Annotated in this window: 23 protein-coding genes; all 23 read left to right on the top strand. The window is 32.7% G+C overall.

Going from position 1 to position 24,279, the window contains the following annotated elements; all coding sequences use genetic code 11:
• The first annotated feature begins 263 nt into the window (after window positions 1-263).
• The 23 genes from rimP (at window position 264) to CHB72_RS01120 (ending at window position 24,277) form a co-directional block, all read left to right on the top strand.
• The gene (rimP, locus tag CHB72_RS01230; protein WP_089281035.1) at window positions 264-728 is read left to right on the top strand and encodes a ribosome maturation factor RimP; all 465 of its coding nucleotides are present in this window, start codon (window positions 264-266) and stop codon (window positions 726-728) included.
• 12 nt (window positions 729-740) lie between these two features.
• Entirely contained in the window at window positions 741-1,784 is a 1,044-nt protein-coding gene (gene nusA / locus CHB72_RS01225; RefSeq protein ID WP_089281034.1) for a transcription termination factor NusA, read from the top strand.
• Window positions 1,785-1,797: 13 nt separating this feature from the next.
• A complete protein-coding gene (gene rnpM / locus CHB72_RS01220; protein WP_089281033.1) occupies window positions 1,798-2,070 on the top strand; it encodes an RNase P modulator RnpM in 273 nt (90 codons plus the stop codon).
• On the top strand, window positions 2,060-2,365 hold the full coding sequence (locus CHB72_RS01215) for a L7Ae/L30e/S12e/Gadd45 family ribosomal protein (RefSeq protein WP_242974996.1): 306 nt from the start codon (window positions 2,060-2,062) through the stop codon (window positions 2,363-2,365). The genes rnpM and CHB72_RS01215 overlap by 11 nt, the downstream gene beginning before the upstream one ends.
• 22 nt (window positions 2,366-2,387) lie before the next feature.
• Window positions 2,388-4,499 (top strand): translation initiation factor IF-2, encoded by a 2,112-nt coding sequence (gene infB / locus CHB72_RS01210; RefSeq protein ID WP_089281032.1) that lies wholly within the window; start codon window positions 2,388-2,390, stop codon window positions 4,497-4,499.
• A gap of 31 nt (window positions 4,500-4,530) precedes the next feature.
• On the top strand, window positions 4,531-4,932 hold the full coding sequence (gene rbfA, locus CHB72_RS01205; protein WP_330396953.1) for a 30S ribosome-binding factor RbfA: 402 nt from the start codon (window positions 4,531-4,533) through the stop codon (window positions 4,930-4,932).
• On the top strand, window positions 4,913-5,890 hold the full coding sequence (locus CHB72_RS27665) for a DHH family phosphoesterase (RefSeq protein ID WP_176431126.1): 978 nt from the start codon (window positions 4,913-4,915) through the stop codon (window positions 5,888-5,890). The genes rbfA and CHB72_RS27665 overlap by 20 nt, the downstream gene beginning before the upstream one ends.
• Before the next feature lie 2 nt (window positions 5,891-5,892).
• Window positions 5,893-6,786 carry a tRNA pseudouridine(55) synthase TruB gene (gene truB / locus CHB72_RS01195; protein ID WP_089281029.1) on the top strand — a complete coding sequence of 298 codons (894 nt, stop codon included), beginning with the start codon at window positions 5,893-5,895 and terminating at the stop codon, window positions 6,784-6,786.
• A 12-nt stretch (window positions 6,787-6,798) separates the two neighbouring features.
• Window positions 6,799-7,740, top strand: a complete 942-nt coding sequence (locus tag CHB72_RS01190) for a bifunctional riboflavin kinase/FAD synthetase (RefSeq protein WP_089281028.1) — start codon at window positions 6,799-6,801, stop codon at window positions 7,738-7,740.
• An 87-nt stretch (window positions 7,741-7,827) separates the two neighbouring features.
• Window positions 7,828-8,091, top strand: a complete 264-nt coding sequence (gene rpsO / locus CHB72_RS01185) for a 30S ribosomal protein S15 (protein WP_089281027.1) — start codon at window positions 7,828-7,830, stop codon at window positions 8,089-8,091.
• Between the two features lie 417 nt (window positions 8,092-8,508).
• A complete protein-coding gene (locus tag CHB72_RS01180; RefSeq protein WP_089281026.1) occupies window positions 8,509-10,629 on the top strand; it encodes a polyribonucleotide nucleotidyltransferase in 2,121 nt (706 codons plus the stop codon).
• Between the two features lie 104 nt (window positions 10,630-10,733).
• A complete protein-coding gene (locus CHB72_RS01175; protein ID WP_089281025.1) occupies window positions 10,734-11,465 on the top strand; it encodes a polysaccharide deacetylase family protein in 732 nt (243 codons plus the stop codon).
• A gap of 75 nt (window positions 11,466-11,540) precedes the next feature.
• Window positions 11,541-12,794 carry a M16 family metallopeptidase gene (locus CHB72_RS01170; protein ID WP_089281024.1) on the top strand — a complete coding sequence of 418 codons (1,254 nt, stop codon included), beginning with the start codon at window positions 11,541-11,543 and terminating at the stop codon, window positions 12,792-12,794.
• 153 nt (window positions 12,795-12,947) lie between these two features.
• A complete protein-coding gene (locus tag CHB72_RS01165; RefSeq protein WP_089281023.1) occupies window positions 12,948-13,211 on the top strand; it encodes a YlmC/YmxH family sporulation protein in 264 nt (87 codons plus the stop codon).
• A gap of 127 nt (window positions 13,212-13,338) precedes the next feature.
• A complete protein-coding gene (locus CHB72_RS01160; protein ID WP_176431125.1) occupies window positions 13,339-14,097 on the top strand; it encodes a ClpP family protease in 759 nt (252 codons plus the stop codon).
• A gap of 404 nt (window positions 14,098-14,501) precedes the next feature.
• Entirely contained in the window at window positions 14,502-16,790 is a 2,289-nt protein-coding gene (locus tag CHB72_RS01155) for an FtsK/SpoIIIE family DNA translocase (RefSeq protein WP_089281021.1), read from the top strand.
• Window positions 16,791-16,875: 85 nt separating this feature from the next.
• Window positions 16,876-17,931 (top strand): tRNA 2-selenouridine(34) synthase MnmH, encoded by a 1,056-nt coding sequence (mnmH, locus tag CHB72_RS01150; RefSeq protein ID WP_176431124.1) that lies wholly within the window; start codon window positions 16,876-16,878, stop codon window positions 17,929-17,931.
• The gene (rimO, locus tag CHB72_RS01145; protein ID WP_089281019.1) at window positions 17,928-19,268 is read left to right on the top strand and encodes a 30S ribosomal protein S12 methylthiotransferase RimO; all 1,341 of its coding nucleotides are present in this window, start codon (window positions 17,928-17,930) and stop codon (window positions 19,266-19,268) included. The genes mnmH and rimO overlap by 4 nt, the downstream gene beginning before the upstream one ends.
• On the top strand, window positions 19,252-19,788 hold the full coding sequence (gene pgsA, locus CHB72_RS01140) for a CDP-diacylglycerol--glycerol-3-phosphate 3-phosphatidyltransferase (protein WP_089281018.1): 537 nt from the start codon (window positions 19,252-19,254) through the stop codon (window positions 19,786-19,788). Before rimO ends, pgsA begins: the two co-directional genes overlap by 17 nt.
• A 223-nt stretch (window positions 19,789-20,011) precedes the next feature.
• The gene (gene recA / locus CHB72_RS01135) at window positions 20,012-21,043 is read left to right on the top strand and encodes a recombinase RecA (RefSeq protein ID WP_089281017.1); all 1,032 of its coding nucleotides are present in this window, start codon (window positions 20,012-20,014) and stop codon (window positions 21,041-21,043) included.
• A 306-nt stretch (window positions 21,044-21,349) separates the two neighbouring features.
• Window positions 21,350-22,891, top strand: coding sequence for a ribonuclease Y (rny, locus tag CHB72_RS01130; RefSeq protein ID WP_089281016.1), 1,542 nt, complete (start codon window positions 21,350-21,352; stop codon window positions 22,889-22,891).
• Between the two features lie 172 nt (window positions 22,892-23,063).
• Window positions 23,064-23,324: a stage V sporulation protein SpoVS gene (gene spoVS / locus CHB72_RS01125; RefSeq protein ID WP_044822864.1), complete on the top strand. Its 261-nt coding sequence runs from the start codon at window positions 23,064-23,066 to the stop codon at window positions 23,322-23,324.
• A 122-nt stretch (window positions 23,325-23,446) separates the two neighbouring features.
• Window positions 23,447-24,277 (top strand): PHP domain-containing protein, encoded by an 831-nt coding sequence (locus CHB72_RS01120; protein ID WP_089281015.1) that lies wholly within the window; start codon window positions 23,447-23,449, stop codon window positions 24,275-24,277.
• The last annotated feature ends 2 nt before the right edge of the window (window positions 24,278-24,279 follow it).

The raw sequence follows: 24,279 nt of genomic DNA, 5'->3' as shown, positions 1-24,279 counted from the left end.
TTTTTTTCCTCTGAATTGTAGCCGAATTTATTTCGAGGATGTAGTGCTTGGGCTGCCGCTTTAAGTAGACAACCGAAAGTTTGGTTTCTAACTTTCGTGTCGGTCACTTAGTTTGTTTATATAGAATAAGCGGGTGCCTTAGCAATACACCGAAGGGGAAAATCAAATCGTTACATAGAATGGCTACAAATTAGAATAATTATAAATTAAATTACAAAATATACAAGTATCACTAAAAAACTAAATATTAGGGAGGGTATAAAATGGGGAAAGTTAAAATAGAGAAAATAACAGAAGAATTACTAAATCCTATTTTGCAAAATGAAGCATTTGAATTGGTAGATATTGAGTTTAAGAAAGAAGGACCCCATAGATATTTAAGAGTTTATATTGATAAGCCTGGAGGAATTACATTAGATGATTGTCAGAAAGTAAGTGAGCAACTAAGTGAAAAATTAGATGAGCTCGATCCTATTGAAGAAAATTATTTTTTAGAAATTTCTTCGCCTGGCTTAGATAGGCCTTTGAAGAAGGACAGCGATTTTGAAAAGTTCAAAGGTGAAAATGTTGAAATCCGCTTATATGAACCCATTGATAATCAAAAGGTTTTTGAAGGGGAATTAATTAGTTTTGAGGACAATATTATTGGATTAAATATTGCTAATGTAGGTTTAGTAGAGATACCTAAAGAGAAAGTTGCACTTACTAAACTTGCTATTAAATTTTAGGGGGTATACATCATGAATGTGGAGTTTATTGAAGCTCTTGAACAAATACAAAAAGATAAAGGTATCTCTAAAGAAATTTTAATTGATGCTCTTGAAGCAGCTTTAATATCAAGCTATAAAAGAAATTTTGGGTCTGCACAAAACGTAAGAGTAGAAATAAATAGAGATACCGGAGAAGTCCATGTTTATTCACAAAAAAAAGTAGTGGAAAACCTAGAAGATGAATTACTTGAACTCAGTTTGGATGAGGCAAAAGGGATAGACAGAAATTATGAGGTTGATGATATTGTTGAAAGAGAAGTAACACCTAGAAACTTTGGGCGAATTGCAGCACAAACAGCAAAACAAGTAGTTGTTCAAAGAATTAGGGAAGCAGAACGAGGGGTCGTTTATGAAGAATATATAAATAGAGAATCTGATATTATTACTGGATCAGTTGCTAGATTAGCAAAAGGTATAGTTTACATTAATCTAGGTAAAACAGAAGCAATTTTAGGGCCGACTGAACAAATGCCTGGCGAAGAATATAAACATGGAGATAGAATAAAATCCTATATTGTAGAGGTTAAAAAGACACCAAAAGGTCCTCAAGTATTGGTATCAAGAACTCATCCAGGATTAATTAAAAGATTATTTGAATTAGAAGTGCCAGAAATTCATGATGGAATCGTTGAAGTAAAAAGTATCTCCCGTGAAGCCGGTTCTAGAACCAAAATAGCAGTTGAATCGAAGGATCCTAATGTAGATCCTGTAGGATCATGTGTTGGGCCAAAGGGAGCAAGGGTGCAAGCAATCGTTGACGAATTGAGGGGAGAAAAGATAGATATTATTAAGTATAGCGAAGACCCAAGTGTCTTTATCGCTAGCTCTCTAAGTCCTGCGAAAGTGGTTTCTACTGAAGTGAACATTGATAATAAAACAGCCAAAGTAGTGGTTCCAGATTATCAACTATCCTTGGCTATCGGTAAGGAAGGACAAAATGCTAGATTAGCAGCGAAATTGACGGGATGGAAGATCGATATTAAAAGTGAAAGTCAAGTAAAGTCTGATAATTAAAGGTGGTGACCCCATGAAGGTAAAGAAAATTCCACTAAGAAAATGCATTGGCTGTAATGAAATGAAATCAAAAAAAGAATTAATAAGAATAGTACAAAACAAGCAGGGAGAAATCAATGTGGATTTGACAGGAAAGGCTCATGGAAGGGGAGCCTACATCTGTAACAATAAAGACTGCTTTCAAAAAATGAATAAATCCAAAGCGCTTAATCGTGCTTTTCAATCAGAAATACCACAAGAGATTTATGAAAAGCTAGTCAAGGAGATCGATTCTAGTGAAAACTAACATTTTCAACTTTATAGGATTGGGCATGAGGGCAGGTAAGGTAATATCAGGAGAAGAAACATGTAAGAAAGAATTAAAAAAAAATGTTTATTTAGTTATAGTTGCGAGGGATGCCTCTTCAAATACAATAAAAATGTTTAGTGATAAATGCAGCTATTATGATGTTCCTCTGAGAATAATGAGTACGAAGGAAGAACTAGGTGAATCTATTGGGAAAGGATTCAGGGCTGTTATTGCTATCAAAGATGAGAAATTTGCAGCTGCACTTTTGGGGTATATAGATAATACTGGTTAGATTAATTTAGGGGGTGATCACTTTGTCAAAGATTAGGGTATATCAATTGGCAAAAGAATTGGGTGTCAGTAGTAAAGAATTAATTGAAAAATTGAAGGAATTGTCTGTGGAAGTCGGAAATCATATGAGTACTTTAGAGGATGAAGAAGCTAATCTTTTATTAGAATTATTTACTGAAGATAAAAAAGAAGAACTACCTATTGCTGCTTCAGAAAAAAAACCTGAAGATCTAAATAAAAAAAGCAATAAAGATACGAAAGAACAAAAGAATAATGATACAAAAATGTCGGTAAATAGTAAGAATAAATCTAAGAAAAAGAACAAAAATAGAAAAAAAGCTTATTCTTCTGGAGAAGAAAGACTTAATAAAATGGAAGAAAAAGGTGAGCAAGTGATAAAAATAGACGAAAAAATTATAGTTAAAGATTTTGCAGAAAAAATTGATAAAACGGTAAATGAAGTGATTGGCAAATTAATAAAAGTAGGCGTTATGGCTTCTATTAATCAAGAAATAGATTTTGAAACCGCTGAAGCCATTGCTAATGAATTTGGATTAGAATTAGAAAAGTCTACTGACATACCTGAAGAGAATAATGATATCATCATTCCACTTGATAATGAGAAGGACTTAAAACCAAGACCTCCAGTAGTAACTGTAATGGGGCATGTTGATCATGGGAAGACTTCTTTACTAGATGCTATTAGAAAAACCCATGTTACAGAAAAGGAAGCAGGGGGTATAACACAGCATATAGGTGCTTCAGAAGTAACGATAGATGGTAAAAGAATTGTATTTTTAGATACACCTGGCCATGAGGCGTTTACAACAATGAGAGCCAGAGGAGCTAAAGTTACTGATATCTCTATCTTGGTGGTAGCCGCCGATGATGGTGTTATGCCACAAACGATAGAAGCTATTAACCATGCTAAGGCGGCAGGCGTACCAATTATTGTTGCCATAAATAAAATTGATAAGCCTGGTGCAAATCCAGATCGCGTAAAGCAAGAATTAGCAGATCGTGGTGTTGTAATAGAAGAATGGGGTGGAGATGTCATCAGTGTTCCTGTATCAGCTCTTCAAGGAACAAACATAGACACCTTATTAGAAATGATCTTATTAGTAGCTGAAATGGAAGAATTGAAAGCCAACCCAAATCGGAGTGCTGTAGGTACTGTTATAGAAGCAGAACTAGATAAGGGACGAGGTCCTGTAGCTACAGTTCTTGTTCAAAATGGGACATTGAGAATCGGTGATTCTGTTGTTATCGGAACTACCCATGGTAGAATTAGGGCAATGGTAAATGATAAGGGGAAACCAGTAAAACAAGCTCTTCCTTCAACCGCTGTAGAGATTACTGGTTTTTCAGAAGTGCCAGAGGCCGGAGATCAAATGGTGGCTGTAGAAGATGATAAAACCGCTAGAGATATAGCAAGCAACCGTATAGATAAACTAAAAGAAGAACAAATGAAGAGAAGTCAAAAAGTGTCTCTTGATGCTCTCTATAGTCAAATGCAACAGGGTACAATCAAAGAATTAAATATTATTATAAAGGCAGATGTACAAGGTTCTGTAGAAGCAGTGAAGCAATCCATTGAAAAGCTTTCTACCGAGAAAGTTGTTATCAAAGCCATCCATGGAGGGGTTGGGGCTATTACAGAGTCAGATGTCATGTTGGCTACTGCCTCTAACGCCATTATTATTGGCTTTAATGTAAGACCTACCTCAAGTGCTGCTGCATTAGCTAAAAAGGAAGAGGTTGACGTAAGAACCTATAGAATTATCTACAATGCGTTAGAAGATATTGAAGCAGCTATTGAAGGTATGCTAGATCCTGAATTTAGAGAAGCTGAGCTAGGAAAGGCAGAAGTTAGGGCTACCTTTAAGGTTCCTGGGGTTGGAATGATTGCCGGATGCTATGTTATAGAAGGTAAAATCTTAAGAAATGCCAAAATTAGACTTGTTAGGGATGGTATTGTTATCCATGATGGGGAAATTGGTTCTCTAAAGAGATTTAAAGATGATGTAAAAGAAGTAGCCACTGGATATGAATGTGGTATTGGTATTGATAACTTTAATGATGTTAAAGAAGGAGATATTTTTGAAGCATATCACATGGAAGAAATAAAACGTTAACAACGTTAATATAGAAAGGATGAGGAATACCTTGGCTTATCCTAGAGTAAGTAGATTAAATGAAGAAATGAAAAAATATATTAGCCATATTATTAGAAATGATTTGCGAAATCCTGATATATCTACCTTAACCAGTATTGTAGCAGTGGATGTAACTAGAGATTTAAGATATGCAACAGTTTATATAAGTGTTCTAGGTAGTGGAAAAGAAAAGACAGAGACAATAAAAGCATTAGAGAAATCTGCAGGGTATGTGAGGCGAGAAGTAGGCAAGCAGATTAAAGTAAGATATACACCTGAGATTATCTTTAAATTAGATGAGTCTATCGAAAAAGGAATTGATATGTATCATAAAATATCGAAAATGACAGAAAAAGATAAGAACCTAGCAGTGATACAAGAGGATGAAGACGATGATAACGAAGAAATATAATTCATTACCACAATTGCAAAAAGATGATGTTATTGCTCTTATTTCTCATATTAGTCCTGATGGAGATAGTTTAGGATCTTTATTAGCTTTAGGTATGGGTTTGAAAAAGCTATGTAACAATGTAAAAATTTATATAAATGATGAACTCCCTGAAAAGTATAACTTTTTACCGGGAGTTCAAGATATTCAGTTGTATAACGAGAAAAACAAAATGATCTTCGATTTTTGTTTTGTTTTAGATTGCGGAGATCAACAACGGCTAGGTTATAGCGAGGAAATCTTAAGTAGAAGCAACAAAGTCATTAATATAGATCACCATATCAGTAATAATGGTTTTGGAGATATAAATATAATCGACTTAGAGGCTTCTTCAACTTGTGAAATTGTATTGGACTTATTAAAGGATAAAGATATTCCCTTAGATACGAACATAGCAACCTGTCTTTATACGGGTATTGCTACAGATACAGGTAATTTTATATATGATAATACTACAAAAAAAACTCATAAAGCAGCAGCAGAGCTAATGGAACATCATATTGATCTCAATAACATTACCTACAACCTCTATCAAAACAAGTCTTTAGATGCGATAAAGTTTTTAGGTTATATATTAAATCGATTAGAGCTCAGCTGTGATGGAAAATTAGCCATAATGATGGTTTATGAGGATGATTTAAGGAAATATAAATTGGCTTCTAATGATGTGGACGGAGTAATTAATTATGCCAGAGATATACAGGGAGTAGAGATCGCAATACTGTTAAAGGAAACATCCAACGGTTCTGTTAGAGTAGGATTTAGGTCTAAAAATAATGTAGACGTAAGTGAATTAGCTGGAAAATTTGGCGGGGGAGGCCATAAAAAAGCTTCAGGAGCTACTATGATTGGTAGTATGAAAGAAATTCGAGATAAAATCGAAGTTCAAATAAATAATGATTTAGGCTGGGATAGATAATTTTGAAAGGAATATTAAACATTCTCAAACCCCCAGAAATGACCTCCCACGATGTTGTAGCGATAGTAAGAAGAAAAACCCGTATAAAAAAGGTTGGACATACAGGAACGTTAGATCCTAATGCAGCTGGAGTTTTACCGATCTGCATCGGACAAGCCACTAAAATTTCTCAGTATTTATTAGATAGTACAAAAAAGTATAGGGCAGAATTAACCTTAGGAATTACCACCGATACACAGGATGCCTATGGAACAGTCACTAATAAAAGAAAAGTTGATGTCTCAACGAAAGAAATTGAGTCGGCTGTAGTAAGCTTTATTGGAGAATACAATCAAATACCACCCATGTATTCTGCTTTAAAGATAAAAGGTAAAAAACTCTATGAGCTAGCTAGACAGGGAATAGAAGTTGCTAGAAAACCGAGACGGATTCATATAGAAAGCATAGATATAATTAATATGAAGGGTTCTACTGTTTTATTTGATGTAACTTGTTCTAAAGGAACTTATATCAGAACCTTATGCCATGATATTGGAGAAAAATTAGGCTGTGGTGGAATCATGTCATTTTTATTAAGGACCGCCACCGGCAAATTTTATATTTCGTCGGCCATAACATTGGAGGAATTAGAAGCCATTCAAGACCTTCACGATGTTGAAAAAATTCTAAAACCGATTGACTATCCCTTAGATCATATTGCAAGAATTGATCTAGATTCTTCCTATGAGAAAGCAGCGCTTAATGGTAATAAAATATTTCTTGAAAGCCTACCACATCACATATTCTTAGGTGATGATGTTAGAGTGTATATAAATCAAAATTTTATTGGTATAGGTACTATTCTAAAGGATAGTACAGGAAACATATATATAAAGTTTTCCAGGCTTTTTGCATAAAGGAGCATACTTATGAAGGTAATACATGAATATCAACAAATTAGTTCTAATTGTGGACGGGGGATAGCCCTAGGAAATTTTGATGGAGTGCATATTGGTCACCAAAAACTAATTCAACATTTACTTGCTAAAAGCAAATCGAAAAAATTAGAATCCTGTGTTTATACATTTATGAATCACACGATACCAGTTATTTCTAATGGCAACACAATGAAACATATTACCAGTTTACATGTCAAAAAAGAGATTTTTAATAGCTTTGGCATCGATATTCTCTATTTAGATAATTTTAGTAAAGAATTAATGGCCTTAAGTCCAAAGGAGTTTGTTGAAAATATACTAGTGAAAATGTTGAATTGTAAAGAAGCAATTGTGGGCTTTGATTATCGATTTGGGCATAAAGCAGAAGGCGATGTCTTTCTGTTAAAAGAGTTAGGAGAATTATATGGCTTTCAAGTTACTGTAATTGATGCAGTAACTATAGAAAAAGAGAAGGTTAGTAGTTCAAACATAAGAAAATATTTGGTTAATGGGGATATACAAAAGGTGAATAGATTTCTAGGAAGATACTTTTCACTATATAACAAAGTAATCCATGGAGATGCAAGAGGAACAAAACTGGGTTATCCCACAGCAAATATCGCTATTGATCCCTTACAGCTTTTACCGGAGCCTGGTGTTTATGCAACTTTGATTAAGGCCAACAATGAAACCTATAGGGGAGCAACTTTTATTGGAACAACCCCCACCTTTGAATCCCATACTCCGTCTATTGAAACCTTTATTATAGACTATGAAGGAAATCTTTATGATCAATATATTGACATATACTTTGTAGAGAGGATCAGAGGTCAAGTGAAGTTTAAGACGGCCGAAGAATTAATAATTCAAATTAACAGCGATATTAAAGAAATAAAAAAACATTTACAATCAAAGCTAAATGTGCTAAAATAGGTAATGCTAAGAACCTATTCTCAGTAATTTGACTCACCAACAATTACTTAGAATAAGGGGTTATTTAATAAGGAGGTGAAATATACAATGGAAAAAGAAAAAAAACAAACCATTATTGGATCATTTAAAACGCATGATAGTGATACTGGTTCACCAGAAGTCCAAGTGGCTCTATTAACAGAAAGAATTAATCACTTGAATGAGCATCTAAAGCTTCATAAAAAAGATCATCATTCAAGAAGAGGTCTTTTGAAAATGGTAGGTAAAAGAAGAAATCTACTTAACTATGTTAAAGATAAAAACATTGAAAGATATAGAGAGCTAATCGAAAAACTAGGATTAAGAAAATAATGTAGAGCGGGGAATTTCCCGCTCTATTGTTTATGGTTAATAGGAAATTATTCACATTATAAGTTGACGAATACGATAATTTCCATGTGAAAAATTGCAGCCAATTTAATTTGATAAATTCCGCTGCAGGTTTAGTCATTTGATTTAAAGTATATTAGAGATCTTCCGTAGGAAGGTTTGGCTATTTACATAATACGCTAAAAAAAACATAAAATATACAGTAATTCAACAATGGTTAAAAGGTAATAATAATATAGACATGAGCCTCTATACTTCAATTTTAATACACAGAGTTTACGGCTTCGCCTTTGGCTGTAAATGTAGTCGAGGACTTTTAGTGCATTAAAATTTATAAGCACATATCTATAGATGATTATTATATGAAAAGGTTAATTTTGAAAGGAGGATACAAATTTAATGTCAAATATTTTCAAGACAGAGATCGCAGGTAAAACCTTTGAAGTAGAAATCGGAAAATTAGCACAACTATCTAATGGCTCATGTTTATTAAAATACGGAAAAACAACTGTATTAGTAAATGCTTGCTCTTCACAGGCCCCTAGAGAAGGGATCGATTTTTTCCCATTAAGCGTTGATTACGAAGAAAGGCTATATGCAGCTGGGAAAATACCAGGGGGTTTTATTAAAAGAGAAGGAAGACCGTCAGAAAAAGCTATTTTAACTTCTAGATTGATTGATCGGCCTATTAGACCTTTATTCCCAAAAGGATATAGAAATGAAGTACAAGTTATAGCTACAGTATTATCGGTAGACCAGGATTATTCTTCTGACATAGTAGCCATGGTAGGTTCATCGATTGCTCTTTCTATATCAGATATTCCTTTTGATGGACCTACTGGTTCTGTAAGAGTTGGAATGGTTGATGGAGAATATGTAATTAATCCAAACAGTAAAGAAAGAGAAGCTAGTGACTTAGATTTAGTTTTATCGGGAACAAAAGATGCTGTTATGATGATTGAAGCTGGTGCTAACGAATTAACTGAAAAACAGATGTTAGATGCTATTTTATTTGGGCATGAAGAAATTAAAAAGATTGTAGCTTTTGTTGAAGAAATAGCTGCTGAAGTTGGAAAACCAAAGAAAGAAGTTGTTTTATTTGAAGTAGATGAAACACTAAACAAAGAAGTAAGAGAATATGCAACTGAAAAAATGGTGAAGGCAATAAAAACCGTTGATAAAACTGAAAGAAATGAAAAAATGGACAGTGTTAAAGCGGAAACCATTGAATACTTCGGTGAAAAATATGAAGATGATCTGAAAGTCATAAAAGAGGTCTTGGATAAAATTGTTAAAGAAGAATTTAGACATATGATCATTAAGGAAAAGAGAAGACCAGATGATCGAGGGTTAGAGGAAATCAGACCTATTACTTGTGAAGTTGGTTTGCTACCTAAAACCCATGGTTCAGGATTGTTTACAAGAGGACAAACCCAAGTCTTAAATGTAGCAACCCTAGGAGCCTTAGGTGAAGTGCAGATTTTGGACGGTTTAGGAGAAGAAGAATCCAAAAGATATATGCATCATTATAACTTTCCTCCCTATAGTACTGGAGAGGCAAGATTTTTAAGAGGACCAGGAAGACGAGAAATAGGACATGGGGCATTAGCAGAAAGAGCTCTAGAGCCGATGATTCCGTCAAAAGATGATTTTCCTTATACAATACGTTTGGTTTCAGAAGTATTAAGTTCAAATGGATCTTCTTCAATGGCAAGTGTTTGCGGCAGCACGTTATCTTTATTAGATGCAGGTGTACCCATTAAAAGCATGGTAGCTGGTATTGCCATGGGATTGATAAAAGAAGAAGATGGAGTCGCTATTTTATCAGATATCTTAGGAATGGAAGATTTTTTAGGAGATATGGATTTTAAAGTAGCTGGAACTGATAAAGGTATAACAGCGATTCAGATGGATATTAAAATTCGTGGAATAGATAAAGAAATCATGGAAAAAGCATTAGAACAAGCAAGGGTTGGAAGATTTCATATTATGGGGAAAATGAAAGAAGTGATTGACACCCCTCGTCCAGAGCTTTCTCCACATGCTCCAAGGATTTTCACTATGAAAATCAACCCAGATAAAATTAGAGATGTTATTGGTACTGGTGGAAAAACAATTAATAAAATCATCGAAGAAACTGGTGTGAAAATTGATATAGAAAATGATGGAACCATTTATATTTCTGCTGAGAATAAAGAATGGGGAGAAAAGGCTGTAAAAACAATTGAAAATATAATAAAAGAACCAGAAGTAGGAGAAATCTACAAGGCAAAAGTCGTAAAACTAATGAACTTTGGAGCATTTGTAGAATTACTACCAGGTAAAGAAGGGCTAGTACATATTTCTAACTTAGCCCATGAAAGAGTAAACAAGGTAGAAGATGTTTTAACAGTTGGACAAGAATTAGATGTTAAGGTGATGGAGATTGATCAGCAGGGAAAAATCAATTTATCTCATAAAGCATTACTACCTAAACCTGTTAATAAGGAAAAGAAACAAGAGGATGATAAGAAAGCATAAACCTAAAAAGGTTTATGTTTTTTTAATGAATTTAATAACAAGAGAATAACTTTCAACTTTTGGAATAGTATATTATCAAAACAATGTTTAAAGGGGGAAGTGTTATGATTGTTATTATCAATAAAAGAGTTTTTAGAATTTTAATCGCACTAATATTAGTTATCATAATAATTGCAGTAGGAACCATAATATATAATAAAAGAAGTATTACTCCTGTAACCGTAAATTATAATATTACAAATAAACCAATTGAAAGAGGAAGCTCAACCAATGATTATATTGCTTTTACTTGTAATGTTGATTGGGGTAATGAAGTTATACCAGAAATGTTAACGGTTTTAAAAGAAAAAGATACTAAAATTACATTCTTTGTTACTGGAAGATGGGTAAAAGCTTTTCCTGAGGTGTTTCAAACAATTATTGAAGAAGGACATGAAATTGGTAGTCATGGATATCAACACTTAGATTATAGCAAACTATCTTTAGAAGAAAACAAAAAGCAAATACAAGAAGCTGAAGATCAAATCATGAAGTATACAAATACAAAACCTACTCTATTTGCTCCTCCTTCTGGTGCTTACAATGAATATACATTGATGGCGGCAGAAGAATTAGGGTATAAGACAATATTATGGTCTATCGATACGATTGATTGGAGACAAGGTAGTACAAAGGATCTTATTGTAAAAAGGGTGATAGAAAAATCAAATCATAACGGTGCAATTGTACTAATGCATCCGATGCCTGAAACTGCAAAAGCGCTACCAATCATTATAAAAGAATTAGAAGAACAGAATCTTAAGGTTGGCAATGTAAGTGATGTATTATCCGATTAGGTTGCATATGAAGTTAAACTGAATTATAATTTATAATGTACACTATATATAAAATCAGTTACATAGGAGGAAAAAATGTATAAGAAATATACACTAGATAATGGCTTAAGAGTAGTAACAGAACATATTCCTTTTGTAAAATCCATTTCTATAGGGGTTTGGATTGAGACTGGATCAAAACAAGAAACTATTAATAACAACGGTATCTCTCATTTTATTGAACATATGTTATTTAAAGGGACTACTTCAAAATCTGCTAAAGAAATTGCTGAATTGATTGACGGAATAGGAGGACAAATTAATGCTTTTACTAGTAAAGAATGTACTTGTTATTATACAAAAGTATTAGACAGTCACTATGAATTAGCTATTGATTTATTAGCAGATATGCTATTTAATTCTAAATTTGATAAGGAAGATATTCAGAAGGAAAAAAGTGTTATTTATGAAGAAATAAGTATGTATGAGGATTCTCCTGAAGATCTGGCACATGACTTATTATATCAATCCATATTTAAAAATAGTTCTTTAGGATTTCCAATACTGGGTACTAATAAATCACTGGAATCTATTGAACGGGATGAGATTCTTAACTATATGCAAAAATATTATGTCCCCAATAATGCAGTGATATCTATAGCAGGTAATTTCGATGAAGGAAATCTTTTGAAGGTTATTGAAGATAAATTTGGAAAATGGGAAAAAACTGAAAATCTAGTAATTAAAGAAGAAACCTTAGATTATAATTTTACTCATTATTCAAAATCAAAAGACATTGAACAAGTTCATCTATGCTTAGGATTTAAAGGAATTCCATTAGGAGAAAACAAACTCTATCCCTTATTAGTTGTAAATAATATATTAGGGGGAAGTATGAGTTCTCGACTTTTTCAAAACATTAGAGAAGATAGAGGCTTAGCTTACTCTATATATTCTTACCCTTCAACCTATAAAGGCGGAGGATTATTAAGCATTTATGCAGGTATGAATCCTAATCTATTAGATGAGGTTAGTGCACTTATTTATAGTGAATTAGAAAACCTAAGCAGAAATGGATTAACTGCATTAGAATTAAATAAATCTAAAGAACAGCTAAAAGGAAATTATATTTTAGGTTTAGAAAGCACGAGCAGCAGAATGACTTCTATTGGTAAATCAGAATTACTCTTACATAAAATATATAGTCCTAAGGAAATAATACAAAAAATAGATGATGTGGGAATGAGTGAAGTGGGAGATATTATAAAAGAAATTATAGACTTAAATCATATTGCCTCAACAACTGTAGGAAAAATAGAAAGAAATTTGATATTTAATAAGGCTAATTAGAAGGCCTTATTTTTTTAACTTATACAACGATCATAATAGATGTTATCATAATTGATAACATTCTTTTTATGAATATATTCTGTTTCAAAATAATATATTTTATTAAGACAAGTATATATTTGATAGGATTTATTCATATAAAGGAGGGATTTTATGAGATTTAACACAATAGGTGGTAAAGAAATAGTTAATTTATGTGATGGAAGTCGTCTAGGGGTCATAGCAGAATCAGATCTATTAATAGATGAAAAAACTGGTAGGATTATTGCTTTATTGATTCCGGATGAAAGAGGTTTGTTTAATTTATTTTCTAGCAATTCTCTTCTTGAAATACCATGGGAAGCTATTAAAAAAATTGGTAATGATATGATTATAATAGAGCTAGAGGATAGTAAAAAAAGAAAATACTCATTATAGTTAGTAAATTAAAATTTATTTTCACATATCTATATAGTTTATATAATACACATCATAATTCCAGAATAGTTACCTGACAAAAGGTAAAAATAGTACTAGAATTAAAAATACTTATTAGAGGTGAATTATGATGCATAACAATAAATTTAAATTAAAGAAAAAAGAAGATAAAGAAGATAAAGGAATAAAAGAACCAGCAAATAAAGGGGAAGAAATAAGCAATGCTTCTGCAGCCACGATTTCAAATATTGACAATCTAGGAACTCCTAATATACCTAATGTAAATGAAAAAATTCATACGATCACAATCATAGGACATATAGAAGGACATACAATAGCGCCACCTCAGAACAAAACAACAAAGTATGAGCATATAATACCTCAGCTTGTTGCAGTGGAAGAGAATCCTAATGTAGAAGGTATGTTGGTTATTTTAAACACAGTGGGAGGAGATGTGGAGGCTGGATTAGCAATTTCGGAACTAATAAATAGCTTATCTAAGCCAAAGGTAACATTAGTACTTGGAGGTAGTCATAGTATTGGTGTGCCATTAGCTACATCGGGAGACTATTCTTTTATCGCACCTACAGCAACCATGACGATTCATCCTATCAGAATGACTGGACTTGTCATCGGGATACCTCAGACATTTAAATACTTTTCAAAAATGCAAGATAGAATTATTGACTTTATTGTGAGAACTTCAGATGTAGCAAGAGAAACAATCTTTGATTTGATGAACTCAACAGATGAATTAGCTAATGATGTTGGCAGTGTACTCATAGGAGAAGAAGCAGTTAAATATAAGATCATAGACGAAGTTGGAGGATTAGATAAAGCTATGATCAAATTACATGAATTAATTAAACTTAGTAAAGAAAAATAGAAATTACCAAAAGTGTTAATTTTTCATTAACACTGCAGACTATTGAAAAATCTTCATTTTCTTCGTTGATTCAAAAATCCAGCACCCTTACGTATTTCTGTGTATACGCTGCGGTCGCTGGATTTTCTTGCGCCTCGAATCTGAAGGCTATTGAACAATCTGGATTTTTTGCAATTTACAATTTGTAGAAATACAAATTATGTTGTAAAATTATTATGAGAGCAATTATAATAGCGCAGGTACCTGCGCTTTCTTGCGTAGGATAGAAATTTTACAATTCCTATTCTTCTGCTAAAGGCATAAACATTTTAAAGAGAAATAAGCCATCTGATAAAATGTTATAAAATATACGCCAAGTAGTTATTATTATGATACAATACATAAGTACATATTGTGAAGAGGTGATGAATGTGGCTAGAAAAAGCAAAACAAATAAAAAAAACTCTTTTAATTTTAAAGAACAATTTAATAATGAGATATATGGTATATTTACTATTGCTTCAGGACTTATTTTGTTAACGGCGCTGCAAACTAATAGTGCTGGGAAGGTAGGGGCGGGGCTTAAATATTTATTAATGGGACTATTTTCTAATATTGCTCTTGCACTTCCTTATATTTTAGTTTTCTTTGGTGTATTAATTTTTATTGATAAACCCTTCTGGAGGGAACTAAAGGGTTCGTTGTTTTTTATATTAATATTTATATGTGGGTTAGTTTTTAAATCTCTTTTGGATATGGAATTTTTGCATGAGATATCTAATGAAGGCTTAAGCCAGTCAGCTAAAATGATTTTTTTAAGTGGGTCAGAGGGCAAAAGTGGAGGAATTATTGGTGTATCTATAACTTATCTTTTGGTAAGTTTATTTGGACAAGTTGGCAGTTATATTATTATCACTACAATATTTTTAGTCTCTATCATTCTATATACAAAAATATCTTTATTGGATATTACAATAAAATTTAAAGCATCTGTTAACAAATTTTTCACTCTTATTAAAGATTTGTTAGTAAAGCCTAAGGTTATTTCCAATAAAAAAGAGAAAAGTGTTAAAATAAAGACAATGGCCACTGAAAATGATACCTTTATTGAAGATGACACTGCATTATCTTCAAAGAATCTTGATGAAAAAATTAAGGTATTAGATTACACTGCGAGTGATGACGACATTGAGACACAGGAAGATATTCCTAGACATAATATGGCAAAAGGTGAAGCTGGAATTGATGAAGAAGTGTTGTCCATTTTAGAAGAAGAAGATTATCATATTATTGAAAAATATGAATATGATCTACCTAGCACTGAGCTATTAAATCAAGTGGATTATTTACCCAATAAAGAGGATAAAAGAAAAATTGTTTCAAAGGCAAAAATTCTTGAAGAAACATTAAGTAATTTTGGAGTTCAAGCGAAGGTTTTACAGGTGAGTAAGGGGCCTACTATTACAAGGTATGAATTGCAGCCAAGCACAGGAGTCAAAGTAAGTAAAATTGTGAATTTAAGTGATGATATAGCTTTAAATCTAGCTGCGCCAGCCATAAGAATAGAAGCACCTATTCCAGGGAAAGCTGCTATTGGCATAGAAATACCTAATGATGATATAACTACAGTAACCTTAAAGGAAATTATTGATAGCGAAAAATACAAGACATCAATAGCTAACTTACCCTTCTCTTTAGGCAAAGATATTTCTGGAAATCCTATTGTTACAGATATTAGCAAAATGCCACATTTATTAATAGCTGGAGCAACTGGATCTGGGAAAAGTGTTTGTATAAACACCTTAATATTAAGTTTATTGTATAAAGCAACACCCGAAGCAGTAAGATTACTTTTAATTGATCCTAAAGTCGTAGAGTTAAATCAATACAATGGTATTCCTCATTTATTAATTCCTGTAGTAACAGATGCTAAAAAAGCTACTAGTGCTTTAAACTGGGCAGTTCAAGAAATGACACAAAGATATAAAATGTTTGGAGAAAACGGAGTAAAAGATATAACTGGTTACAATGAAAAGACCTCAGGTGATAAATTACCTTTTATAGTCATTGTAATAGACGAATTAGCCGATTTAATGTTAGTTGCTCCAAACGACGTTGAAGATTCCATATGTAGATTAGCACAAATGGCGAGAGCAGCAGGTATACATTTAATTATAGCTACTCAAAGACCTTCAGTAGATGTTATCACTGGTGTTATTAAAGCTAATATTCCGTCAAGAATTGCTTTTGCAGTTGCTTCTCAAACAGATTCTAGAACAATATTAGACATGGGTGGTGCAGAAAAGTTATTAGGTAAAGGGGATATGCTTTTCCACCCTATTGGATCAAGTAAACCCACAAGGATTCAAGGGGCTTTTGTTTCGGAGCAGGAAGTTGAAAGAGTCGTTACTTTTATTAAAGAACAAATTGAAAAGCCTAGCTATGAAACCGAAATTATAGAAAAAATTGATAAAAATAGTATCATTGAGGAAAATTCAGATTCTGATGAACTATTTGATGATGCTTTAAAAATTATAGTAGAAAATCAACAGGCGTCTATTTCGATGCTGCAAAGAAAATTGAAGATAGGTTATAATAGAGCGGCAAGGTTGATTGATGAAATGGAGGCTAAAGGAATTGTCGGTCCACATGAAGGGAGTAAGCCTAGACAAGTTTTAGTGGATAAAGAAACATATTTTGGCGAAAATAGTTGATAATAGCAGTTAAATATAGATGTTCGCTTCTATAGTTGGTTACCTATATAGCAATAGTGGAAATAATAGATATGAAGGTGAAAAGATGATAAAATTTATAGATGTTAAAGATGCCATATATAAGGAAGAAAAATTGCTTGTAGACGTACGCTCTCCTTTTGAACATTCGGAAGGGACAATTCCAGGTGCTATTAATATTCCTCTATTTAATGATAAAGAAAGAATAGAAGTAGGTACGCTTTATAAAAAGGTTGGAGTTGATCATGCAAAGATCAAAGGTATAGAGTATGCTGCTACTAAACTATCAGTTTTCTATGAGAGACTATTAGAATTAAGCAAAACAAAAAAAGATATTATAATTTTTTGTGCTAGAGGAGGACTAAGAAGTAGTTCAATCGTATCCTTTTTTAATAATTTAGGGGTAGAGGTCTATCAGTTAAAGAATGGTTACAAAGGATATAGAAGATTTATATTAGAATATTTTGAAGAACTTAATAAACATCATCAATTTATTGTACTGCATGGGTATACAGGTGTTGGGAAAACAGAAATCCTACAAAAAATCAATAAAAGAAATATTGCTGTATTAGATATTGAAATGTTAGCAAGAAATACTGGTTCTGTATTTGGCAATATTGGCTTTATAGATAGTCAAACTATTAATCAAAAAAATTTCGAAGCAATAATTGTTGATACATTGATAAAGTCAAAGCAAAGAACGATGATAGTTGAAAGTGAAAGCAAGAGAATAGGAAATGTATCTATGCCAAATAGTTTATATGAATCAATTATAAAAGGTAAACATATTCTTCTTAAAACTACCATAGAAAATAGAGTAGATAGGTTGGCAAATGATTATGCTTATAAAATTCCTGAACATGATGAATTATTAATAGAGTCTATTATGAGCTTGAAAGCTAGAATCGGAAATGAAAATGTATTAAGATATATTGAATATATTAAAAATAAACATTATGAAGATGTAGCACGGGAATTAGTGATAGATTACTATGATCCACTTTACCAGCATTCTATAAAAAAATATAATTATGATTTAACTATAGATTATGATAAAATTGAGGAGGCAGTGGATGTAATCGAGAACTTTTATCATACAATAGAAAAGGAGATAAAAAGATGAGCTTAGCTATTTATTTAGAATCCCTTGGATGCTCTAAAAATCTTATTGACGCAGAAATCATGTTGGGTTTGCTAAATAAGTATAAATATAAATTAACCAATAATAAGCATAAAGCAGATGTTATCATTGTAAACACCTGTGGGTTTATTGATTCTGCTAAGGAGGAGTCAATAAATAAAATTATAGAAATGGGAGAATTAAAAAGAGAAAACTTAAAACTATTGATTGTGTCTGGCTGTTTAGGAGAGAGGTATGCTGAAGATTTATTAAAAGAATTACCAGAAGTAGATGCTATTGTGGGAACAGGCAATTATGATGAAATTATAGATATTATTAACGAAACGGTGAAGGGCAATAAGACTGTTAGGATAGGCAATGTTGACAAAGTTTACGATGAAACATTACCTAGGTTTCAAACAACAGCGAACTATAGTGCATACGTCAAAATATCTGATGGTTGTGATAACTTTTGTACCTATTGTATTATTCCAAAGCTTAGAGGTAAATACAGAAGTAGAAAAATAGAAGGTATCATTAAAGAAGCACAGATATTAGCTGATAAGGGTGTTAAAGAAATCATATTAATTGCACAGGATACGACTAGATATGGAATAGACTTATATGATCAATATATGTTACCGAAGTTATTGAGAGAGTTAAATAACATTGAGGGGATACAATGGATCAGGCTGCTATACTGTTATCCTGAAATGATTACTGATGAATTAATTGAAACTATTGCAAATCAGAAAAAAATATGTAAATATATTGATATACCCATTCAGCACTGTAGTGATGAAGTACTAAAAAAAATGAATAGAAGAACAAGTAAGCAAAAATTAATTGAATTAATTGAAAGACTTCGATTCCAAATACCTGATATTGTTATTAGAACCTCACTAATTGTAGGATTTCCTGGAGAAAGTGAAGAACACTTTTCTGAGTTGGTAGATTTTGTAAGCAGCATAAAGTTTGATAGATTAGGGGCGTTTACCTATTCCCAAGAGGAGAATACTCCAGCTGCAAGAATGACCGATCAAGTTACCGAAGATGTAAAAATAGAGAGACAACGAAAAATTATGGAACTTCAGCAACAAATCTCTTTAGATAAAAATAGAGAAAAGATTGGGAAAATAGTCGATGTGCTGATTGAAGAAAAACTAGAAGGAAATAACGAGTATTTAGGTAGAACAAGAGGAGATGCACCAGAAATTGATGGTTTAGTATACCTTCAATCGAAGTTACCCATAAAGCCTGGTGATATTATTCCTGCAAGAATTAATAATGCACTGGAGTATGATTTGATAGGAGAGAGAATAGATGAATTTAGCAAATAAGTTAACACTGCTAAGAATATTTTTGATTCCAGTTTTTATGATTTTTCTACTGAACAAAATTTCATATGGAGTAGAGATTGCTGCTATTATTTTCATCATCGCAGCACTTACTGATGCTCTCGATGGTTATGTAGCTAGAAAAAAGAACCAGATTACAACATTAGGCAAATTTATGGACCCATTAGCAGACAAACTTTTAGTTTCAGCTGCATTAATCTCTTTGGTACAAATGGGGAAGTTATCTGCTCTTGTGGTTGTTATCATTATTGCTCGAGAATTTACTATCAGCATACTAAGAGCCGTAGCTGCTGCAGAGGGTGTAGTCATCGCAGCCAGTTGGTGGGGAAAGTTTAAAACCATTACTCAAATCATTGCAATTATAGCGATTTTAATTGATAATTTTCCATTTAAATATATTAATTTTCCCTTTGATACGATTATGATATGGGTAGCAGTAATTTTTACTGTTGTATCTGGAATAGATTATATTAGAATTAATAAACACATATTAAAGCATTAGTATGATGATGCAAAAAATAATATTTTACAAGCCTTTAGATTATTGGAAATGAATAAAGCATTTCATAAACTAAAGGCAATTTTTTTTAGGCTATAAATTTTGTTAGCCCTAAATTTTGTCTAAATTTTGTTTGACCATTAAGTTTTAATAAGTTATAATGAAACAAGAACGTTTGTTCGAAATAAACGAAAGGCAGGTGAACCAGAGAAAACTCTGGATTACTATGGAAAAGAAAAAAGCATTGGAAATGGCTATTAGCCAAATAGAAAAACAATTCGGTAAAGGTTCAATCATGAAACTAGGAGAAGAAGCTAAATTAAATCTTGAATGTATTTCTACTGGTTCAATTGATTTAGATATTGCGTTAGGAATTGGCGGTGTTCCCAGAGGAAGAGTTATAGAAATTTATGGGCCAGAATCTTCAGGTAAAACAACGGTCTCTCTGCATATTGTTGCTGAAGCTCAAAAAAATGGTGGAACAGCTGCTTTTATTGACGCTGAGCATGCATTGGATCCTGCCTATGCAAAGAAATTAGGTGTAGATACTGACAATTTAATTGTTTCACAACCGGATACAGGTGAGCAAGCGTTAGAAATTGCTGAAGCATTAGTAAGGAGTGGGGCAGTAGATGTTGTTGTTATAGACTCTGTGGCAGCATTGGTACCAAAAGCTGAAATTGAGGGAGAAATGGGAGATTCACATGTAGGGTTACAAGCTAGACTGATGTCCCAAGCTTTGAGAAAGCTAGCAGGTGCTATTAACAAGTCAAGAACAACAGCTATCTTTATAAATCAATTAAGGGAAAAAGTAGGAATCATGTTTGGAAATCCGGAAACTACTTCTGGTGGTAGAGCCTTGAAATTTTACGCTTCGGTTCGACTGGATGTTAGAAAAATAGATATTATTAAGCAGGGGAACGATGTAATGGGAAATAGAACTAGAGTAAAGGTTGTGAAAAACAAAGTAGCGCCACCTTTCCGTCAAGCAGAATTTGATATTATGTATGGAGAAGGTATTTCAAAACATGGAGATGTTTTAGATGTAGCAACCAATCTAGAAATTGTCAAAAAAGCAGGTGCTTGGTATAGTTATGGAGAGCATAGATTAGGTCAAGGTCGGGAAAATGCAAAACAATTTTTCCAAGAAAATCCTGATATCTATTTAGAAGTAGAAAATATTATCAGAAAACATTACAATCTGCCAGAAATGAAAAATAAAATTAAAGATGATGCAGCAGTAGAAAAGGAAGCGTAGTCATAAAACAAACAACAACAGAACTTCTATATTAGAAGTTCTGTTGTTGTTTGTTGCAAAAGTTAACAAAATCCAGCGTGTTAAAATTCTACCGATTCAAGGTGTAAGAAAACCTAACCACCGCAGCGTATGCTGTACATAAGATTAGAAGGAAGAATGTAACTTGACACATAATAAAAAAAGATATACAATAATATCAAATCATTGTATTTAGATGATTTTACCTAAACTTTTAGAGATAAAAGTTTTTTATAATGAAATTGATAATAATATGAATGAAAAACTTAATAAAGGAGGTGTCCACGTATTAATAACGGTCTAATCATACTCATAGCGTTAGTTGCTGCAATAGTAGGATGCCTTATCGGCTATTTTATTCGAAAAAACATTGCGGAGGGTAAGATAAATTCTGCTGAAGAACTGGCAAAAAAATTAATTGAAGAAGCTGAAAAAGATGCTGAAACATCAAAAAAAGAGATTTTGCTAGAAGCAAAAGAAGAAGTTCATAGACTTCGTAATGAATTTGAACGAGAGAGTAGAGAAAGGCGAAATGAACTACAAAAGGTTGAAAGAAGACTGATACAGAAGGAAGAAACTTTAGATAAAAAATCAGACGTGTTAGAACACAAAGATGAGAAGTTGAATAAAAAAATTAAAGATTTAGAAGATCAACAACAGGAAATACAGTTACTACATGAGAAAGAACTTCATAAACTTGAAGAATTGTCAGGTTTGACTTCTGAGGAAGCGCGCCAACTCCTTCTAAGTGATATCGAGAAAGAGATTAAACATGAAGCTGCAATGATGATTAGAGAAATTGAGACGAGAGCGAAAGAAGATGCAGAGAAGAAGGCAAAAGAAATCATTACTTATGCTATTCAGAAATGTGCTGCGGATCATGTTGCGGAGACTACCGTGACAGTTGTTCAATTACCTAATGATGAAATGAAGGGAAGAATTATTGGAAGAGAGGGTAGAAATATTAGAACCCTTGAAACTTTGACAGGTATTGATTTAATAATTGATGATACACCTGAGGCAGTAATTCTCTCTGGATTTGATGCTATTAGACGTGAAGTAGCTAGACTAGCATTAGAGAAATTAATAGTAGATGGTAGAATACATCCAGCAAGAATTGAAGAAATGGTTGAAAAAGCTAAAAGAGAAGTTGATAATATCATCAAGGAAGAAGGAGAACAAGCCACTTTTGATACTGGTGTTCATGGACTTCACCCTGAACTTATCAAACTGTTAGGTAGGTTGAAATATAGAACAAGCTATGGTCAGAATGTTCTAAAACATTCAATAGAAGTATCTTATTTAGCAGGAATCATGGCAGCTGAACTTGGTGGAGATGTTAAACTAGCAAAAAGAGCAGGTTTGCTTCACGATATTGGTAAAGCTGTAGATCATGAGATTGAAGGTACTCATGTAGAAATAGGTATGGAGCTGCTTAGAAAATACAAGGAATCAAAAGATGTTATCCATGCTATGTCAACACATCATGGAGATTATGAACCGGAAACTATTGAAGCTGTTCTAATAACTGCTGCAGATGCTATTTCAGCAGCAAGACCAGGTGCTAGACGTGAAACATTAGAATCATACATTAAACGTTTAGAAAAGCTTGAGGAAATCGCCGATAGCTACGATGGTGTTGAAAAATCATTTGCTATCCAAGCAGGAAGAGAAATAAGAATCATGGTAAAACCAGATCAATATAATGATGAAGAAATTGTTGTCTTGGCAAGAAATATTACAAAGTGCATAGAAAATGAACTTGAATATCCAGGTCAAATTAAAGTTCACATTATAAGAGAAACAAGAGCAATAGAATATGCTAAGTAAAAACTGCTACCAGCAGTTTTTTCTTTTACTATGAAACAAAAGACAAAAGAAAATAAATTTTCGCAAAATTTTATAAATAATGCAGGTATTTTTAAAAATAAGTAGAATACTAATAGGATAAATTTAATTAATTGTAGGAAAATACATTATATCAAAGGGGGCTTTTTTAAAAATGGAAGTATTAAAAGTATCAGCGAAATCAAAACCAAATTCTGTTGCTGGAGCATTAGCAGGAGTTCTAAGAGAACGCGGCACTGCTGAAATTCAAGCTATTGGGGCTGGAGCTCTAAATCAAGCAGTAAAAGCAGTAGCAATTGCACGAGGATTCGTGGCTCCTAGTGGAATTGATTTAATATGTATACCTGCATTTACAGATATCGAAATAGATGGTGAAGAGAGAACGGCGATTAAGCTAATTGTAGAACCAAGATAGTATTTATAAGATAAAAGCCTGCTACTTTAAGTAGGCTTTTTAAAATATATGGGCATAGAGTACAAATAATCGTCAATAATGATATAATAAGAGGATAGATGTATTGTAAAAGGAGTAGTTAGATGAAATACATAGACATGCATGTCCATACTACCGCTTCCGATGGGATATTAACACCTAGACAATTGATTGATTATGGACTACAGAAGGGACTAAGTGGTATGGCTATAACAGATCACGATACAGTAAATGGAATTCATGAAGCAGTAAATTATAGTAAAAGATACTGTGAATTCTCCATCATAGCTGGGATCGAACTAAGTACAGAATTATTAAATGAGGAAGTGCATATTTTAGGTTATGATATTAATTATAATGAAAATGAATTATTGGATGTTCTTAAATTAATTCAAAATCAACGTGTAAATAGGGCAATAAAAATTGTAGAAAAATTGCAAGATTTAAAAGCATCCATCACATATAAGGAGATATTACAGATTTCTAAGGAGGGTGTTGTTGGGAGACCACATATCGCAAAGGTTTTAATGGAGAAAGGCTATGTGAAAACTGTAGAGGAAGCATTTGAAAATTATTTAAACAAAGGATGCCCTGCCTACGTACCAAGATATAAACTGACCCCCTTTGAAGCCATAGATTTAATTCATAGGGTAAAAGGATTAGCAGTATTAGCTCATCCTGGATTAATTAAAAACAAGAAAATATTGATTGATATTATAAAAAGAGGAATTGATGGTATCGAAGCTTATCATCCTGAACATAAGGAAGAAGATCGCAAGAGATTTTTATCTATAGCACAGGAACATAATTTAATCATTACTGGTGGCTCTGACTTTCATAGCCCGCCGATTGATGACGATCGACATGGGGATTTAGGTAGTGAAAAGGTATTAAAAGAATACATAAGTAGGTTTATTAAAGGTCTTGAGAGGTGATT

The organism is Anaerovirgula multivorans (assembly GCF_900188145.1).
In the GTDB taxonomy this organism is placed as follows: Bacteria; Bacillota; Clostridia; order Peptostreptococcales; family Natronincolaceae; genus Anaerovirgula; species Anaerovirgula multivorans.
This window is presented reverse-complemented; position numbering and strand designations above follow the sequence as displayed.

Coding starts and splice junctions, on each gene's coding strand:
- rnpM (WP_089281033.1), top strand. CDS start 1,798: ATGAAGGTAAAGAAAATTCCACTAAGAAAATGCATTGGCTGTAATGAA.
- rimO (WP_089281019.1), top strand. CDS start 17,928: ATGAGCTTAGCTATTTATTTAGAATCCCTTGGATGCTCTAAAAATCTT.
- CHB72_RS01180 (WP_089281026.1), top strand. CDS start 8,509: ATGTCAAATATTTTCAAGACAGAGATCGCAGGTAAAACCTTTGAAGTA.
- CHB72_RS01190 (WP_089281028.1), top strand. CDS start 6,799: ATGAAGGTAATACATGAATATCAACAAATTAGTTCTAATTGTGGACGG.
- recA (WP_089281017.1), top strand. CDS start 20,012: ATGGAAAAGAAAAAAGCATTGGAAATGGCTATTAGCCAAATAGAAAAA.
- CHB72_RS01160 (WP_176431125.1), top strand. CDS start 13,339: ATGATGCATAACAATAAATTTAAATTAAAGAAAAAAGAAGATAAAGAA.
- CHB72_RS01155 (WP_089281021.1), top strand. CDS start 14,502: ATGAATGTGGCTAGAAAAAGCAAAACAAATAAAAAAAACTCTTTTAAT.
- mnmH (WP_176431124.1), top strand. CDS start 16,876: ATGATAAAATTTATAGATGTTAAAGATGCCATATATAAGGAAGAAAAA.
- pgsA (WP_089281018.1), top strand. CDS start 19,252: ATGAATTTAGCAAATAAGTTAACACTGCTAAGAATATTTTTGATTCCA.
- rpsO (WP_089281027.1), top strand. CDS start 7,828: ATGGAAAAAGAAAAAAAACAAACCATTATTGGATCATTTAAAACGCAT.
- CHB72_RS01120 (WP_089281015.1), top strand. CDS start 23,447: ATGAAATACATAGACATGCATGTCCATACTACCGCTTCCGATGGGATA.
- CHB72_RS01165 (WP_089281023.1), top strand. CDS start 12,948: ATGAGATTTAACACAATAGGTGGTAAAGAAATAGTTAATTTATGTGAT.
- CHB72_RS01170 (WP_089281024.1), top strand. CDS start 11,541: ATGTATAAGAAATATACACTAGATAATGGCTTAAGAGTAGTAACAGAA.
- CHB72_RS01175 (WP_089281025.1), top strand. CDS start 10,734: ATGATTGTTATTATCAATAAAAGAGTTTTTAGAATTTTAATCGCACTA.
- nusA (WP_089281034.1), top strand. CDS start 741: ATGAATGTGGAGTTTATTGAAGCTCTTGAACAAATACAAAAAGATAAA.
- rimP (WP_089281035.1), top strand. CDS start 264: ATGGGGAAAGTTAAAATAGAGAAAATAACAGAAGAATTACTAAATCCT.
- spoVS (WP_044822864.1), top strand. CDS start 23,064: ATGGAAGTATTAAAAGTATCAGCGAAATCAAAACCAAATTCTGTTGCT.
- CHB72_RS27665 (WP_176431126.1), top strand. CDS start 4,913: ATGATAACGAAGAAATATAATTCATTACCACAATTGCAAAAAGATGAT.